This window comes from Janthinobacterium sp. TPC_1 (genome assembly GCF_056037845.1).
The window spans coordinates 3,072,542-3,089,475 of sequence record NZ_CP195157.1 but is presented as its reverse complement, the minus strand read 5'-3'; the positions used below and the strand labels follow the sequence as shown (position 1 = coordinate 3,089,475).

Below are 16,934 nucleotides of genomic sequence, written 5' to 3'. Positions count from 1 at the left end.
CGCCGCTTGATCGGTATTTCCCTGCCCTGCTCCGCCCCGCCTCAGGCGCTGCAGCGGGCGCGCAGATAACTGCCCACGCGCGCCGGCAGCGGCGGACTGAAACGGGCCAGCATGCCCACCACGCGCGCGCCCAGCAAGCCCGGCCAGGCCAGCACGGCCAGCAGCAAGGTCAGGCCGCCGAGCAGCGCGCCGCCCAGGAATGCCGGCAGCGGATGGCTGCCGCCCAGGCCGCCCAGCACGGCGCCGCCCCAGCTGCCCGCGCCGGCCAGCAAGCCCATGGCCAGGCCGCGCGCGGCCAGCGGCGCCAGCTCGCCCGGCCCCACCTGCAGGCGCAAGCACGCCACCGTGCCCACCACCAGCGCGCGCGCCAGCAAGGTGCCGGCGGCGATCATGGCGACCACCGCCACGCCCTGCCCCGCCCACAGCAACAGCGCCGCGCCGGCCAGCACGATCAGCGGCAGCTGCAGCAGGCTTTCCAGGTGCTTGCCGCCCGTATTCCATAAAATCGGCGTCGACATGCCCCACGTGATGTAGGCGGGCATGGCCAGCGCCAGGATGCTCAGCACGATGCCCGACTCTTGCCACACCTTGCCGTACAACACGCCGATCAGGTCCGGCGCCGTCATCGCCAGCAGCACGAACAGCGGCAGGATGACGATCCAGATGGTCGCCAGCACCGACAGATACGTGTCGCGCAGGCGCGGCAGATCGTCCTGCAGCTTGGCGCCCGTGGCCAGGAATGCCGGCTGCAAGGCGCTCAGGAACAGCGAGTTGGGCGTATTGGCCAGGTTGTAGCCGACCGCATACACGCCCACCGCGTGGGCATTGAGCAAGCGGCCGAGGAATACGCGGTCCATATTGTTCAGGCACCAGTTGCACAGATTCGTCATGAATACCGTCACGCCCACATTCGTCGAGCGCCGCGCGCCCTCGTACCACAGCAGCGGCTTGAGCGAAAAGCGCGTGCGCGCATACGTCAGCACCAGCGCCGTGGCCGCCTGTCCCAGCCAGGCGCACACGAGGGTCCACACGCCGGCGCCCGCATACGCGAGCGGCAAGCCCACCAGCAGGTAGCCGACGATGTAGCTGCTCACCTGGATGATGTTGAGCCAGCGGAAATCCAGCGCGCGCCGCAACAGGCTGCTGCCCGGCGCCGTCAGCGCATTCAGCAGGCAGGTCAGGCTCATCCAGGCGATCACGGGTGCGATGCGCGGTTCCTTGAAGTACGCGGCGATCCAGGGCGCCATGAAAAACAGCAAGGTCATGGCCGCCAGGCCCGTCAGCGCCTGCCACGTCACGGTGAAGCGCACGTCTTCCTCGCTGAGCGTGCGGTTTTGCACCAGCCCCCAGGAAAAACCGAAATCGGCCAGAAAGTTGCTAAATGTCAGCACAATCAGTCCCATGGCAAACAAGCCGTAGTTTTCCGGCCCCAGCAGGCGCGCCAGCACCACTTGCGTGACCAGCTGCAGGCCAAACATGAGGACCGTGCCCATCGCCGCCCATTTGACGGCGCTGACGCTTTTCTTATTGATGTCGCTGCTCATGATTCTCGCTATCTGCCACCGTGCGCCACGCCCGCTGGCGGTATTTCATACTTCAAAGCCACGCCTCAGCCGCGCGGCGCGCCGATCAGGCGGCTCCGATCCGCCGCCGGCATGCTGGCCAGCAAGCCGTTGACGAAATCGTCCTGCAAGCGGTACGCGCGCGGCAAGTCCGTATCGATGCTCGACACGCGGAACAGCATGGCGTCGGCGACGGTGCCCGTCAAGCCGTAGCGCAATTGCTCCAGGCGCTGCTGCATGCCCACCTTGCTGATCTTGTCGCCGACGGTGATCCAGTACGTGATGGGCTCGCTGCGGTTGCCACTCACGGCCAGCAGGCGCTTCACGGGCAGGCTGCCGTAGGCCGAGGCCAGCTCGCCGTACTCGTCGCGCTCGACCTGGAAACCCTGCGCCGCGTAGCACACTTCCGGCTTGTGCACGCCCATGTTGTCGCTCTGGTCGCCGCCGTAGGCGATCGACAGCATCACCCGTTCGCCGTGCGCATTGATGTAGGTGCGCGACAGGGTCTGGTTGTAGATCTTGTTCAGGCGCGCCTGGGTCTCCGGGTCGACCTGCAGCGGCACGATGGAGCTGTCGACGCGCCACTCGCCGAACGCTTGCGGTATCGCCGCTTCGAGCGAAAAACTGGGGCGCTGGTCGGCCAGCTTCACGCCCGGCGCCACGCCATGGCTGACGACGGCCGCGCCCAGCAGCAAGGCGCCCAGCAGTACATTCATGCGCAATGCCCCGTTCATGTCGACGCTCCCACGGTGGGCGCGCGGCGCGCTTGGCGCTTGCGCACGACCCACTGCAGCAAGCTGTCGACACTGAGGATCAGCAGCAGCGCGGAAATGAACAGCACCATGCCGGCAAAGCCATGCAGGAAGCCCTGCCCGGCCGCATCGCCGAAGTAATACGTAATCAGGGTCAGCACCACCACGCGGATGACATTGGCCGTAAAGGAAATCGGCACGATCAGCAGGGCCAGCACGATGTTGCGGAACGGCGAAGTGTGCCGCACCAGGTTCAGGTAGAACAGGCCCAGCGCTTCAAGCGTCAGCAAGGTCTGCAAGCCGGCGCAGGCGTCGGCCACCAGCAGCTGGTACTGGCCGATCTGCAGGATCACGCCGTTACGGCCGATCGGATAGCCGGCCAGGAACAGCAGGTGTTCGGTCACATACGACACGGCCATTTTCATCGGCATGGTCAGGGTCGTCACCAGCGGCAGCGGCAGCGGCACCATGAACAGCATGAAGAAGAAGGGAAACCACAGCACGCGCGCGGCCACCCAGCCGCGCTTGAGCAGCAGCAGCGCCAGGCCGGTGCCGATCAGGGCGAGGATTTCCAGCGACAGGATCTGCTGCGAACGGCCCAGCACATACAGCAGCAGCGCGGCGGCCAGCAGCGGCCAGCCGGCGCGGGCCGGACGGGCGCCGGCGCTCTGCGCCAGCATCTCGGGCCATTTGCGGTAGATCAGCCACAGCGACAGGGCCAGGATGATGGGGCCGTGCGCCTGCTCTTCGGTCGACCAGATGCCACGCAACAGCCCGACCAGGCTGGGCACGAGCATGGCCAGGAAGCCCAGCGCCAGCGGCAGCCAGTCCGGCACGGCGGAGCGGCCGGCCCGTGCCGGCGGCATGGCATGGCCAGGCGCAGCCATCAAAAGTCGACCATTACCGAACCGACCACCTGGGCACCGCTATGCGTCATCTGCTCGCTCATGGCCGCCACTTCCGCCATCGGTGTCTTGTTCTTGCGCGCCACCAGCAGCACGCCGCCGGCACGCGCCGCCACGGCCAGCGCATCGGAACCGGTGGCATACGCCGGCACGTCGTACAGCACCACGTCGTAGCGGCTTTCCAGCTGCTTGTTGAGCGTGACGAAGGAGGTACGGCTAAGCAATTCCTGCGGATTCGGCGGCAAGGTGCCGGCCGCCAGCACCGACAGCGCGACAAACGATTCCACCTTGGCGATGATATCGAGTTCGGCGCGGCCGGCCAGCACGTCGGACAGGCCCTGGCGCGTTTTGAGGTCGAAGATTTCATGCTGGCGCGGCGCGCGCAGGTTGGCGTCGACCAGCAAGGTATGCTCGCCCAGCTGGGAAAACACCACGGCCAGGTTGGCCGCGAACAGGCTGGCGCCGTCGCCCGGCTCCATGCCCAGCACCACCAGCGACTTGCTGCCGCGGGCAAACCAGCGCAGCATCAGCTGGCTGCGCACGGCGCGCAGGGTTTCCACCTGGTGGCTGAAAGGCTGGTAGGCGGCCACCAGTTCCTGCGGATACTTGCCGGCGCCCGGCTGCAGATACGGGTAGTCGAACTGGCGCGCCAGCACTTGCTCGATATCGGCTTCCGTGATCAGGCCCAGGCGCAGGGCCGCTTCGCCGAAGCGGATGCCCAGTTCCTTTTGCATGCGCAGCACGCGTTCGGCGTTTTCCGGCGTGATCTTGCCCGATTCGAGCAACAGGCCGCCAATGCTGGAATCGGCGCCGCGCACCAGCGGTGCGGTGTTATTCAGGAGGTGTGGACTTGAAGTCATGATAGGTTCCATCTCAGTTCAGGCGCAAGCGGCGCGGCAGCATGCCGCGCATGCGACGCTGTTTAGGTTTCCAGTCGACCACGCCGAACACGGGAATCTGCAGCACTTCGCTCAGGTCCTGGTCGGAACGGATACGGCGGTCCAGCAATTCGGCCAGCAGCGCGATGCCGCAGCCCAGCATGAGGCCGAGGAAGATCGACAGCAGCACGTTGCGGGGAATCTTCGGGCTGTCCGGCTCGATCGGCGCCGTGGCCGGGTTGAGCATGGCGATATCGGACTGCTCCGCCTGGCCTTCGATGCGCGTCTGCGACAGGCGCTGCGAAGTCACGTCGAAGGCGCGCTGGGCGCTTTCCACATCCTTGCTCAGCACGCCCATTTCATCGCGCGTCCGGTTCAGTTCCAGCACCTTGGCTTTTTGCGCCGCCAGGGCGGCACGGATCGCGCCTTCGCGCTGCTGCAGGATCTGCGCATTGTTGCCCACGCTTTGCGAGGTGGCGCGCGTCTGCTCGGCCAGGTCGCGGCGCAGCTTGTCCACTTCCGCCTTGGCGCTCTGGTACTGCGGGTGATTGCGGTCCAGGCGCTGGCCCAGCTCAGCCAGCTTGCCCTCGGCGTTGCCCAGGCCCAGCTTCAGGCTCTGGATCAGCGGATTCGATGCCACGTCCGGCGATTCGGACAGGTTGCCGCCCTGCGCCATGCGCTGGCGCGAATTGGCTTCCATGGCCTGGCCTTGCGCCAGCACCAGCTGCGCCGACAGGTCGTTCAGGCGGTTCGATTCCACGTCGAGGCGGTTGTCGACGCTGACGATGCCGTTATCCTGCTGGTATTTCGACAGGCGGCTTTGCGCGCGCTCAACGTTATCGCGCAGCAATTTGGTCTGGTCATCGAAATAGGTGGTCGCCTTGCGCATCGGGTCGACCTTCAGCTGGATGCTGACCTTTTGATACTGTTCCGCAAAGGCATTCGACACGGCCGCCACGAATTGCGGGTCGGCGCCCTTGAAGCTGACATCGACCACGCTGCTTTCGCGCGACGGCATCACTTCGAGTTTCTTCAGCAGCAAGTCGGCCAGCCAGTCGCGCACCGTGCCCTTGCCTTGTGCCGCTTCGTTGAACTGGGCGATCACGGCGGGGCTGCGCGCCAGTTCCAGCTGGTCGACGACGCGCAAGGCGACGTTCTTGCTGCCGATAATATCGACCTGGGTCGCCATATAGCCGGGCAGCAACTGCCCCGGCATGGTCATGCCCGTCAGGGGATCGACGCCCTTGTAGTTCATCAGCAAGGTGCTGGTGGCCTTGTAGGTCTTCGGCAGCACCAGGCTGACGCCGAGCGCCAGCGCCACGGTGATCAGCAAGGTCAGCAGCACAATCTTCTTGCGTGCCCGAAGGATCAGCAATAGTTGGGTGAGGTTCATTTGGAAACTTTCAATACAAAAAGATAGGGAGCCAGTTGCTCTTAGAACAGGCTTTCCTGGACATACACGATATCGTCGACGCGCAGCAGGTCGTCATGCTTGACCGGCAGCACTTCCATCTGGCCTTCCGCATTGCGGCGCTTGACGCGCACGCCGCGCTCGGTGCCGCGCACCGTCAGGCCGCCGCCCACGGACAAGGCTTGCAGGACGGTCATGTTGCGTTCCAGGCGGAAGGCGCCCGGACGCTGCACTTCGCCGTAGATATAGAAGCGCGGCGCGCGTTCGACATAGATGATGTCGTTGCCGCCCACTTCCGTGTCGCCCTTCAGGTCACCGTTGCGCACGATGTCGAGGATATCGGCCACCTCGCGCGTGGCGTGCCGCCGCGCTTGCGGATCACGGTGATCTGGTCGGCGCCGTCAGGACTGACGCCGCCGGCCATGGCCAGCATGTCCATCACGCTGCGCTTGCCTTCCACCGGATAGCGGCCCGGGCGGTTGACCTGGCCCAGCACGGACGCCTGCTGGCTTTGCAGGCTGGTCACGATGATGTTCACCTGCGCCTTGCGCAGGAAGCCGCCGCTCTCGAGCAGGCCGCCCAGCTTCTTTTCCGCTGCCGACGTGGACAAGCCGCCGAGCGCGACCGTCCCCACCAGCGGGAAGGTGATTTCCCCCGCTTCGCTGACGCGCGTCTCCAGGCCCAGGTCCGGGTTGCCGTAGACGGAAATTTTCAGCACATCACCGGCCCCGAGGGGGACATCGGCTGCACCGGCCATGCCTGCGGCGAGGGCCAGAAAGGCCGCCATCATCCAGTTTGCGAGTCGTTTCATGATTACAGATTCCCGTTGGTAGATTGCTGATGTTTAACTACTTGTTGATACGTCACTTATTTCAATCCCGCCACGCCGCGCACATTGGCTTCATGCGCGCTGTCCGCCGGCGCCGCTGCCGCCGGGGCCGGAGCCGCAGCCGGTGCGCTGGCTGGCGCGCTGGCCGGTGCCGCCGCATCCTTGTTGAAATACTCGATCTTGGCGCTGGCGCGCAGCCGCTTCAGTTCCGCCTCGGCCGCATCCTTGTTCTTCTTGTTGGCCAGGAACTGTTCGATCTGCGGCGCCGCCGCGTCCAGGCCCACCGGGCTGTCCTTGATATCGGCCAGCGCGATGAGCAGGCTGCGCTCGCCTTCGCGCACGATGAACAGCTGGCCCTTGGGCATCGATTGCAGTTTGCTGCTCAGTTCCGGCGCCAGGTCGGCGCTGGTGCGCGACACCTGCGTGCGGCCGTACGCGATCTTGTGCTCGTCGAGCCATTGCGCCACGTCTTCGAGCGACTTGGCGCGGTCCATGACGGCCTTGAGCTCGTCGTTCAGCGCCGCCGTCGGAATGACCAGCTCGCGCAAATCGAATTGCTTGCGCTGGCTGAAAAACAGGGGATTTTTTGCGAAATACTCGTCCACTTCCGCCTTGCTGGGGCGGGTCGCCGCGCCGATGCGCTTTTGCATGTAGGCCTGGGCCACGATCAGCGCCTTGGCACGCTCGATGGCTTGCATGACTTTCGGATCGCGGTCGACCTTTTCCTTGGCCGCCTCATTTTGCAGCAACTGGCGGTCGATCAGCGATTCGAGCAATTGCTTGCTGGCCGCTGCCTGCTGCGGCGCCTGCACGCCGGCGCGCTGCAACTCTTCATTCAACTGCAGGATGGTGATTTCTTCACCGTTCACGCTGGCCAGCGCCTGGCCAGCCTTTTTTTCCTTGTTGCCGCAGGCGGACAGCCCGGCAGCGGCCAGCAGGACCAGGGCGGCGCACAGCAGACGCGGCGCGGGACGGGAGTGAAAAGAATGATTCAAGCGTGCTCCTTCGAAAAACAGGTATGACGGGTGGGTGGAAAAATCCGGCGTGGTGGACTGGCATGGCCAGGCTGCACGACATGAAATAATTTCCCCTGAAAATAGTTATTCGTCAAATAATTAATAATATTGTAAACATAATACACATAATGCAAGGCAACAAGGAAAATATTTTGCTTAAAAATCTACTAATGAGATATAAAAACAACTATTTCCGCAGTCCACTTCATTGCAAAATATTATGTATTGCACGGTTCAGAGCGACTTTAAAAATGATAGTTGGCGCGTGCCGTCCCTGACGGCTACCCGTCAGGGTGACGCAACGACCGGCAGGGGCAGGGCCGGATACTGCACACATCGTGAACCCTTCCCAAGAGGAAAGTAATGGCGCATGGCCGGCACGACTCGTGGCAAGGTGAGCGCGAGTGGTCGCGTAATGCGCTGGTGCTCTATAAGATGCTCCATTTTAACGCGTATTGACACCGTGCAAAGTATAATCAAACGCTATTTTTTCCTGCCAGCAGCAGACTGGCGCTCAATGGGCGTTCTCGCGCGCCAGCACCACTTTCACCGTGCGCGCGATAATCCACAGATCCAGCCACAGCGACCAGTTGCGCAGGTAATCGAGGTCGAAATGGATACGCGCCTCCATCTTGTCGAGCGTTTCCGTCTCGCCCCGTAAACCGTTGACCTGGGCCCAGCCCGTAATGCCGGGCTTGACCTTGTGGCGCAGCATATAGCCCTTGATCAGCTTGCGGTATTGCTCGTTGTGCACGACGGCATGGGGGCGCGGCCCCACGATGCTCATGCGGCCCTGCAAGACATTGAGGAATTGCGGCAGCTCATCGAGCGAACTGCGGCGCAGGAAGGCGCCGACCCGCGTCACGCGCTGGTCGTTCTTGGTTGCCTGCACCACATTGTCGCCGTCTTCGCCCACCGTCATGGAGCGGAACTTGTAGACGACGATCTCTTCGCCATACAGGCCATAGCGGCGCTGGCGGAAAATCACCGGGCCTTTCGAGGTGCTCTTGACGGCGATGGCGATGACCAGCATCACCGGCAGCAGCAGCACCTGGATCACCAGCCCCAGCACGATATCGCTGCCCCGCTTGACCATGCTGTTAAAGCCCGTGAAGGGCGATTCGCGGATGGCGATGACGGGCATGCCGCCCACGTTGTCGAAACGCGCCTGCATCAGGTCAAAGATATAAATGTCCGGCAGGAAATACACGGAAGCCGTCGTATCTTCGAGCTCGTCGAGCATCTTGCGGATGCGCGGCTGGGCCGAGATCGGCTGGCTGATGAAGATCATCTTGATATTGTGTTCGCGCACGTAGGTGGCGATATCATCCATGCGTCCCAGCATGGGTTCGCGCATCTTTTCCGGCCAGCGGTCGTCCGTGCGGTCGTCGAAGAAGCCATGCACGTGCATGAACAGGTTGGCATTGCGCTCGACGGTGGCGGCAAACTTCAGGCTGGCGTCATTGGCGCCGATGATGACCACCGAGCGCACTTCGCTGTCGCCGTCCGGGTGCAGGCTGAACTTGCGCCCGGCCAGGTGCCCGGCCAGCAGCACGAAGGGCGTGAGGACAAACCAGGCCAGCACCACCTCGGTATCGAAATGATAGGCCAGGCCCGTGGCCGAGCCCAGGAAGATGAGGATCAGCGCGACGATCGCCCAGCCCACGAGGATATCGCGCGCATACGCGAGCATGCGGCCGCTGCGCCAGGTACGGTAGGGGTCGACATGCTGGTACACCGTCGATGAAATGAAGACGGCCAAGATCATCAGCACCAGCGTATAGCCGGTAAATGTCGCCCCCGACAAAACCGTCATCAGGTACAGCAAGCCCATGATGATGATCGGATCGAGGACGCGCTGGAAAAACGAAATCAGGGGTATATCATTGACAGTCATGTTGATCTTTAAAACTGGACGCTGCCATTGAAGGAAATGCCCTTGGCCCGATAGCTGCCGCTATCGATGATGGCGACGCCTTCGCGCCGCTCGTGGAACAGGCGCACGCCAAGCTGGATTTTCTGGTGCGGCGCATACGTGGCGCCCAGCGACGCCGTGCGGGTGGTGTCGCGCCCGTCGCCAGGCAGCACCAGGCCGCTGATGGCGGCGAAATCGCGCCGCTCCTGGCGCAGCAGCGCATCGACGCGCACCTTCGACGTGGCCGCCCACGTGGCGCCCACGCTGGCGCCCGTGTTCAGGCTGCTTGTCACCAGCGAATTGTCGACGGAACCGAATTCACGCCAGACGATGCCCGTGAAATTGACCTTGCCCAAAGGCTTCCAGTACACGCTCAGCCGGCCATTCGTGCCGCTGTCATCGCGCCCGGCCAGCAAATTGTTGCGGTGGCGCACCCAGCCGCCGAGGAATTCCACCTGCGTGATGCCGCTCAACTCCCAGAAGACATTCGCCTTGATCTCGTCCTGGCGATAGCCATTGCCGTACACGCTGGCTTCGAGCGCACTGCGGTTCGGATACTTGCCGTTCAGGTGGCGCAGCTGCAGGCCGATGCGGCTATTGCTGCGCGCCAGGTAATCGACGCCGAACTCCGTCGCGTCTTCCGTCCAGTTGGAAAACGCCTGCGATGGCAAGTCATACAAATAGCGGTCGCGCGACAGGCCGCCGCGCACGCGCCAGCTGGGGTGGAAGCGCCAGGCGCCATTCAGGTACTCGCGCCGCTGCGTGCGCAAATTGCGCACCGTGCTCTGGAAGTCGCTGAACGGCGTCAGGGTCTGGGCATAACTGGCGCCCACATGGCCTTCGAGGTGGTTGGCGATGTGCCACTCCAGGTCGGCCAGGTAATCCTTGCCATCGTAGTCGAACTGGCTGAAGCGGTTGAAGCTCACCTTCGACCACTTGGCCTGGCCCGTCAGCACCTGGCGTCCGATGGGACGGTTGAACAGGAAGCCCGCCTGCAGCATCCTCGACGTATCCGAACGGGGGCCGGAAAAACCGGGCACGTCGTCCGGCAAGCGCATCAGGTTGTCGTCGTACGAATAGGAAGTGGCAACGAAAGGCTTGATGGTGTCGCTGATATCGGCCAGCGCGGCGCCACTGGCCAGGGTGCCGGCCAGGACCAGCGCAACAGACAGGCGGGGGCGGGCCGTGAAGGCGGCGGCAACAGCTTTTTTACGCAAGGAGTTCAACATGGATTTTGTCTTTGAAAGATCACACAGTTGATAGGCAATACTACCAGTAATTCCAGTGCCCACCAGAAATAATCCAGAGCCCCAGCACGCCGTTCGTCACGCCATGCGCGAGGATAGGCGACCACAGGGACTGGCTACGCATGTACAACACACTATATGCCGCACCGGCCACCATGCCGGCCAGCCATAAATTATGCTCGAAGCCAAACAGCAGCACGCTGATGGCGAAGGCCTTGGCGCTGGCCTGGCGCGGCGCGGCCCGCAAAAAATCCGGCTTGTCGAGCCAGCGCAGCAGGAAGGAGCGCCAGAACAGCTCCTCCATCACGGGCACCACCAGCGCCGCGCCGGCGATGCGCAGCAGCACCAGGCTCCACTCGATGCGGCCGTCGGTGCGGGGGTCGTAGCCATCGGCGTTGCCGATGCGCATCCAGCCGGCGTCGAGATTGATCCACAGCAGAAAAACAACAACACCGCTTGCCAGCGCCCCGAGAATGGCACGCGCGCCCAACGGCGTCCACAGCAATTCCGTGTAACTGCGGCGCCAGTACAACAGCAGGCCCAGCACGACGCCGATCTTGACGGCGTACAGCCAGCGCAATTCCTGCGCGGCAACGCCCAGACGGCCGAGCATGTCGGCAATGAAAATAAAGGAGAGGTAGGCCAGGAATGGCGCTACCCGGGGCCAGGCGGCGCGGTCAACCATGCTGCTGCGCAGCGGAGATGGTGCCACGCGCCGGACGCCGTGGTCCGGAGCGCGTGTTTTTCATGACAAACATGCATCCCCCGATGTAATAAATATAATTATATAATTATATCAAGCAGGACCGTTGCCGTGGCAAATAATCCTGACTTAATTACAACAGGGTATGCAAAAAAGCATCAACCGTTGGCGCGCGCCTCGATCTGCTCCCACTTTTCCAGCGCTTCCAGCAATTCGCCTTCGATCTCGGCCACGCGCGCGTTCAGGCGCTTGCCTTCGGCCGGCGTCTTCTTGTAGAAGTCCGGATGCGACAGCTCGGCAGCCAGCACCGATTGCTCGTCTTCCAGCTTGGCGATCAGTTTCGGCAGTTCTTCCAGCTCGCGCTGCTCCTTGTAGCTGAGCTTTTTCTGCTTCGCGGCCGGTGCGGCGGCCTCGACCTTCACGGCCGGCTTGCTGGCGGGCGCCGTGGCGATCGGCAAGGTGCGCACGCGCTCCCAGTCCGTGTAGCCGCCGACGAATTCGCGCCACTTGCCCTCGCCTTCGGCAACGATCACCTGCGTGACGACGTTGTCGAGGAAGGTGCGGTCATGGCTGACGAGGAAAACCGTGCCGGTATATTCTTCCAGCAACTCTTCCAGCAATTCCAGGGTATCGATGTCGAGGTCATTGGTCGGCTCATCGAGCACCAGCACGTTGGCCGGCTTGGCGAACAGGCGCGCCAGCAGCAGACGGTTGCGCTCGCCACCGGACAGCGACTTGACGGGCGAACGGGCACGTTCCGGCGCGAACAGGAAGTCGTTCAGGTACGTCATCACGTGGCGGCGCTGGCCATTGATCTCGACCCAGTCGCTGCCCGGGGCGATGGTTTCCATCAGGTTCGCCTCTTCGTTCAGCTGCGTGCGCATCTGGTCGAAATACGCCACTTGCAGCTTGGTACCCAGGCGGATGGTGCCCGTGTCCGACTGCTCTTCGCCGAGGATCATCTTCAGCAAGGTGGTCTTGCCGGCGCCGTTGGCGCCAATCAGGCCAACCTTGTCGCCGCGCAAGATGGTCGCGCTGAAATCCTTGACGATGACCTTGTCGCCATAGATCTTCGAGACGTTTTCCAGGTCCGCCACGATCTTGCCCGAGCGTTCGCCGGCCGATACGTCCAGCTTGACTTGTCCCTGCTGTTCGCGGCGCGCATTGCGCGTCAGGCGCAGCGCTTCCAGGCGGCGCACGCGGCCTTCGTCGCGCACGCGGCGGGCCTTGACACCCTTGCGTATCCACACTTCTTCCTGCGCCAGGAACTTGTCGAACTTGGCGTTTTCCACTTCCTCGATTTCCAGCTGCTCCGCCTTGCGCACTTGATACGCCGTGAAGTTGCCCGGGTACGACAGCAAACGGCCGCGGTCGAGTTCGATGATGCGCGTGGCGACGTTGTCGAGGAAGGAGCGGTCATGGGTAATGAACAGCACGCTGCCCTTGAAGTCGCGCAACAAACCTTCCAGCCACAGGATGGAGCTGAAGTCCAGATGGTTGGTCGGTTCATCGAGCAGCAGCACGTCGGGGGCCGATACCAGCGCGCGCGCCAGCGCCACGCGCTTTTGCATCCCGCCGGACAGGGTTTTCATGGCCATGTCGCCCGTCAGGTTCAGACGGTCGAGCACGGTTTCCACCTTGTTCGGCAAGCTCCACGCATCGGCCGCATCGAGTTTGACCTGGATGTCGTGCATGCGTTCCATCAGTTCGTCGTCATTGCCCTGGCCAAACTGGCCCGTCAGCGCATCGTATTCCTTCAGCCACGCCTGCGATTCGCCCATGCCGGAGGCGACGGCGTCGAACACGGACATGTCCGGGTCGAATTGCGGTTCCTGCTCCACATAGGCGATCTTGATGCCTTGCTGCATCACCAACAAGCCGTCATCGAGCTTGAACTTGCCCGAAATAACCTTCAACAGCGACGATTTACCCGTGCCGTTGCGGCCGATCAAGCCGACCCGCTCCGAGGTTTCCAGTGAAAATTCCGCGTGATCGAGCAGCGCGACGTGACCGAACGCAAGTTGCGCCGATGAAAGAGAAATGACAGCCATAATGAGTAAGAGTGCTCGGGCGCCGTCTCGCGCACACCGCGTGGTGTGCAAAACAGCCGCCGATTAGATGAATGAAGCACGCATTGTACCGATACTCGCGCAAGCATAGGCATATCTTGCGAACTGTCGGCTATAATTGCGCTCGATCCGCGACACATGGGACGTCTTGCACGCCCCTTGCCGCCGGATCCGGCATGGCAGCTTGCCACGCCTGAGCGTCCTCCCCGTAGCACAATGGATAGTGCACATGCCTCCTAAGCGTGGGATACTGGTTCGATTCCAGTCGGGGGGACCACGCATACGCCCGCGCCCTGCCGCGCCGCGTGCAATCGATTCATCCTGGAAACAAATCAACGCAGATCAATCCTCAAGCACGGGCTGCCCTGCGGCGCCAGCCTGCCAGCGAAACCAGGCCCAGCAGCAACAGCGCGTAGCTTGCCGGTTCCGGCACGGCGCTGACGCTAAAAACTTGCATGGCGCCAAAGGTGACATTCGGATAGGAGCCATACGGCGCGCCGTCGAGCAAGCTGGCGCCAAAGATGCCATTGACGGGATCGATGTACGAGTAGCGCGAAGAAATCCCATTGCTGGTCAGGTCAGCCGACATGCCCAGGTCGGCGCCGATGCCGAACGTGGGACCGGCGTTGATGTCGTTAAAAGTTTGATATGCCCCCACCGAGTCGAGCGCATAGGTTTTCGGCGTCTGCCGGAAATGCTGGCCCGACGTCAGGTTGAAGATGAAGGCCGTGCGGTCGCGGTCTTCCGGCGTCATGTTGTAGTTGCCCGACGAATTCCAGCTTTGCGGGTTGTAGCCGCCCACCAGCCAGGTCTGGCCGGCGGCGTTGCTCGCCTGCATCACGGAAAACGTGCGTCCCTTGCCGTCGGCGGCCAGGTGAAAGTCACGCGAGGTGTCGCCCGCCGACTTCGTGTAGATGGCCGTCAGCGCCAGCGGCCCTTCGCCCAGCCAGGCGGACAGCTGCGCCTCCTGCGCGCCGTTGAGCAAGGACTGCGCCGAGGCGGCCGGAACGATGCTGCCGCACAGCAAGGCAGCAGCGAGCAAGGTGACGGGCTGCAGCGCCTTGATTTTCAGCATGATTTGTTGTTGTTGCATCGCTCCCCCTGTGTGTTTGCCGTGAATTTTCGGCATATCAATATAGCACAGGGTGATATATTAATTGCATTAATTTATTTCAATTGAAATGCAGTTAATGCAATAGTTCATACAGGCATCATGGCGGCAGCACTGCCGTCACCTCGATCTCCACCCTGGCGCGATCCTCGATCAGGCCGGCAACCTGCACCGCCGTCATGGACGGGTAGTGCTTGCCGATCAGCTCGCGGTACGCCACGCCGATTTGCGGATACGCCGCCACATACTCTTTCTTGTCGAGCACATACCAGTTCATGCGCACGATGTGCTCGGGCAAGGCGCCCGCCTCGGCCAGCACGACGACGATATTCTGCAGGGCCTGGCGCACCTGTCCCGCGAAATCGTCCGTATGGAACTGGCCCTGCGCATCCCAGCCGATCATGCCGCTGACGTACACCGTGCGTCCGCTGGCGGCGATGCCGTTCGCATAGCCGCGCGGCCTGGCCCATCCTGGTGGTTGCAGCACTTGCATTGTGTTCTCCTCGTCGTTCATGCGGTTCATGCGTCCGCCGCCACGCGCAGCAATTCGCGCGCGATGATCAGTTGCTGTACTTCGCTGGCACCCTCGTAGATGCGCAAGGCGCGGATTTCGCGGTACAGGCGCTCGACCGGATGGTCGCTGACCACGCCCATGCCGCCGAACAGCTGCACGGCCGCATCGATCACCTGCTGCGCCGTCTCGGTGGCCGTCAGCTTGGCCATGGCCGCTTCCTTCGTCACCTTGCGGCCCTGGTCGCGCTGCCAGGCGGCGCGGTAGGTGAGCAGCGCGGCCGCGTCGATGCCGGTGGCCATCTGCGCTAATTTTGCCTGCGTCAGCTGGAAGTCCGCCAGGGTCTGGCCGAACATCTGGCGCTTTGTCGCGTGGCGCAGCGCCTCGTCGAAGGCGCGCCGCGCAAAGCCCAGCGCGGCGGCGGCCACCGAGGTGCGGAACACGTCGAGCGTGGCCATCGCCACCTTGAAACCCTGCCCCGCCTCGCCCAGGCGCTGCGAGACAGGCACGCGGCAGTGATTGAAACGCAGGCGCGCCAGCGGATGCGGCGCGATGACGGCGATGCGCTCGGCGATTTCCAGCCCGGGATTGTCGGCGTCGACGATGAAGGCGCTGATGCCGCGCGCGCCCGGCGCCTCGCCCGTGCGGGCAAACACCACGTAAAAGTCGGCGATGCCGCCGTTCGAGATCCACGTCTTTTCGCCATCGAGCACATAGTCGTCGCCATCGCGGCGCGCCGCGCACGCCATGGCCGCCACGTCGGAACCGGCCTGCGGCTCGGACAGGGCAAACGCGGCGATGCGCTTGCCGCTGGCCACATCGGGCAAATAGCGCGCCTTGTTCTGCGCGCTGCCGAACAGGCCGATGGCGCCCGAACCGAGTCCCTGCATGGCAAAAGCGAAATCGGCCAGGCCGTTATGGCGCGCCAGGGTTTCGCGCATCAGGCAAATGGCGCGCGTGGATCTTGCCATCGGTGCCGGTGGCGTAGGCCAGCCAGCCGCCCTGCCCCAATTGCGCCACCAGCGCGCGGCAGGCCGCATCGACGTCGCCGCCATGGGCGACATCGAGGTGCTGCGTCGCCCAGGCATCGAGCTCAGACTCAAGCTCGGCATGCCGCGCTTCGAAAAACGGCCAGTCCAGGTAAGTCGTATCGCGTGTATGTTGCATCTTAATCGCCCTCGAATTGCGGTTTTTCCTTCGCCACGAAGGCGTGATAGGCCCGATGAAAATCGTTGGTGGCCATGCAAATGGCTTGCGCCTGCGCTTCCACCTCGATGGCTTCGTCGACGCCCATGTTCCACTCCTGCTGCAGCATTTTTTTCGTCATGCCGTGCGCGAACGTGGGGCCGCCGGCCAGGCCGGCGGCGAACAGCTGCGCCGCCTCGGCCAGTTCTTCCGGCTCGACCAGGCGGTTGAGCCAGCCCCAGCGCTCGCCCTCGGCTCCGGCCAGCGAGCGCCCCGTGTACAGCAGTTCGGCGGCGCGGCCCTGGCCGATCACGCGCGGCAGCAAGGCGCAGGCACCCATGTCGCAGCCGGCCAGGCCCACGCGGGTAAACAAAAAGGCCGTCTTGCTGCGCGCCGTGCCCAGGCGGATATCGGAAGCCAGCGCCAGCATGGCGCCGGCGCCCGCGCAAATGCCGTCGATGGCGGCGATGATGGGCTGCGGGCAGGCGCGCATGGCTTTCACCACGTCGCCCGTCATGCGGGTAAACGCCAGCAGGCCGGGCATGTCGAGTTGCGTCAGCGGGCCGATGATGTCGTGCACGTCGCCGCCCGAGCAGAAATTACCGCCGCTGCCAGTGATCACCACGGCCTTGACGTCGTCCGCATGCGCCAGCGCGCGAAACAGCTCGCGTAATTCCGCATACGAGTCAAAAGTGAGCGGATTCTTGCGCTCGGGCCTGTGCAAAGTCAAGGTGGCGACGCCTTCCTCGACGGAGAATAAAAAATGCCGCGCGGCGTAATGGCCCAAGCTGGTGCGGTTGCCTGGCAGATCTTGCGGCTGGCCGGGTAGATGGCGCATGC

At 63.3% G+C, this 16,934-nt stretch carries 13 protein-coding genes, 1 tRNA gene and 2 pseudogenes; 1 reads left to right on the top strand and 15 read right to left on the bottom strand.

Going from position 1 to position 16,934, the window contains the following annotated elements; all coding sequences use genetic code 11:
• Window positions 1-41: 41 nt before the first annotated feature.
• The 11 genes and pseudogenes from ACQVLG_RS15115 to ACQVLG_RS15065 all read right to left on the bottom strand — a co-directional run bounded on the left by ACQVLG_RS15115 (window position 42) and on the right by ACQVLG_RS15065 (window position 13,269).
• A complete protein-coding gene (locus ACQVLG_RS15115) occupies window positions 42-1,544 on the bottom strand; it encodes a lipopolysaccharide biosynthesis protein (protein WP_474295408.1) in 1,503 nt (500 codons plus the stop codon).
• A 65-nt stretch (window positions 1,545-1,609) separates the two neighbouring features.
• Window positions 1,610-2,296 carry an exosortase-associated protein EpsI, B-type gene (epsI, locus tag ACQVLG_RS15110; protein WP_230538419.1) on the bottom strand — a complete coding sequence of 229 codons (687 nt, stop codon included), beginning with the start codon at window positions 2,294-2,296 and terminating at the stop codon, window positions 1,610-1,612.
• A complete protein-coding gene (xrtB, locus tag ACQVLG_RS15105) occupies window positions 2,293-3,180 on the bottom strand; it encodes an exosortase B (protein ID WP_230538420.1) in 888 nt (295 codons plus the stop codon). The genes epsI and xrtB overlap by 4 nt, the downstream gene beginning before the upstream one ends.
• Window positions 3,181-3,200: 20 nt before the next feature.
• Entirely contained in the window at window positions 3,201-4,079 is an 879-nt protein-coding gene (gene epsG, locus ACQVLG_RS15100) for a chain length determinant protein tyrosine kinase EpsG (protein WP_230538421.1), read from the bottom strand.
• 13 nt (window positions 4,080-4,092) lie between these two features.
• Window positions 4,093-5,490, bottom strand: a complete 1,398-nt coding sequence (gene epsF / locus ACQVLG_RS15095) for a chain length determinant protein EpsF (RefSeq protein ID WP_230538422.1) — start codon at window positions 5,488-5,490, stop codon at window positions 4,093-4,095.
• A gap of 41 nt (window positions 5,491-5,531) precedes the next feature.
• Window positions 5,532-6,319: pseudogene (gene epsE / locus ACQVLG_RS15090) on the bottom strand (polysaccharide export protein EpsE).
• Window positions 6,320-6,375: 56 nt separating this feature from the next.
• Window positions 6,376-7,332: an EpsD family peptidyl-prolyl cis-trans isomerase gene (locus ACQVLG_RS15085; protein ID WP_474295406.1), complete on the bottom strand. Its 957-nt coding sequence runs from the start codon at window positions 7,330-7,332 to the stop codon at window positions 6,376-6,378.
• 535 nt (window positions 7,333-7,867) lie between these two features.
• A complete protein-coding gene (locus tag ACQVLG_RS15080) occupies window positions 7,868-9,250 on the bottom strand; it encodes an undecaprenyl-phosphate glucose phosphotransferase (protein ID WP_230538425.1) in 1,383 nt (460 codons plus the stop codon).
• An 8-nt stretch (window positions 9,251-9,258) separates the two neighbouring features.
• Window positions 9,259-10,497 (bottom strand): XrtB/PEP-CTERM-associated polysaccharide biosynthesis outer membrane protein EpsL, encoded by a 1,239-nt coding sequence (epsL, locus tag ACQVLG_RS15075; RefSeq protein ID WP_230538426.1) that lies wholly within the window; start codon window positions 10,495-10,497, stop codon window positions 9,259-9,261.
• 40 nt (window positions 10,498-10,537) lie between these two features.
• Complete coding sequence (locus ACQVLG_RS15070) at window positions 10,538-11,227, bottom strand: CAAX prenyl protease-related protein (protein WP_329958037.1); 690 nt, start codon at window positions 11,225-11,227, stop codon at window positions 10,538-10,540.
• Between the two features lie 149 nt (window positions 11,228-11,376).
• Window positions 11,377-13,269, bottom strand: a complete 1,893-nt coding sequence (locus tag ACQVLG_RS15065; RefSeq protein ID WP_230538427.1) for an ATP-binding cassette domain-containing protein — start codon at window positions 13,267-13,269, stop codon at window positions 11,377-11,379.
• Window positions 13,270-13,489: 220 nt separating this feature from the next.
• Between ACQVLG_RS15065 and ACQVLG_RS15060 the strand changes: the two genes are divergently transcribed.
• Window positions 13,490-13,564 (top strand) — tRNA-Arg (locus ACQVLG_RS15060).
• A gap of 72 nt (window positions 13,565-13,636) precedes the next feature.
• On the opposite strand, the gene ACQVLG_RS15055 is transcribed toward ACQVLG_RS15060, so the two are convergent.
• The 4 genes and pseudogenes from ACQVLG_RS15055 to ACQVLG_RS15040 form a co-directional block, all read right to left on the bottom strand.
• Window positions 13,637-14,380, bottom strand: a complete 744-nt coding sequence (locus tag ACQVLG_RS15055) for a PEP_CTERM-anchored TLD domain-containing protein (protein WP_474295402.1) — start codon at window positions 14,378-14,380, stop codon at window positions 13,637-13,639.
• 118 nt (window positions 14,381-14,498) lie between these two features.
• A complete protein-coding gene (locus ACQVLG_RS15050; RefSeq protein ID WP_474295400.1) occupies window positions 14,499-14,891 on the bottom strand; it encodes a RidA family protein in 393 nt (130 codons plus the stop codon).
• A 26-nt stretch (window positions 14,892-14,917) separates the two neighbouring features.
• Window positions 14,918-16,076 (bottom strand): annotated as a pseudogene (locus ACQVLG_RS15045) (acyl-CoA dehydrogenase family protein).
• A 1-nt stretch (window position 16,077) separates the two neighbouring features.
• The gene (locus tag ACQVLG_RS15040) at window positions 16,078-16,932 is read right to left on the bottom strand and encodes an enoyl-CoA hydratase family protein (protein WP_474295399.1); all 855 of its coding nucleotides are present in this window, start codon (window positions 16,930-16,932) and stop codon (window positions 16,078-16,080) included.
• Window positions 16,933-16,934 lie beyond the last annotated feature (2 nt).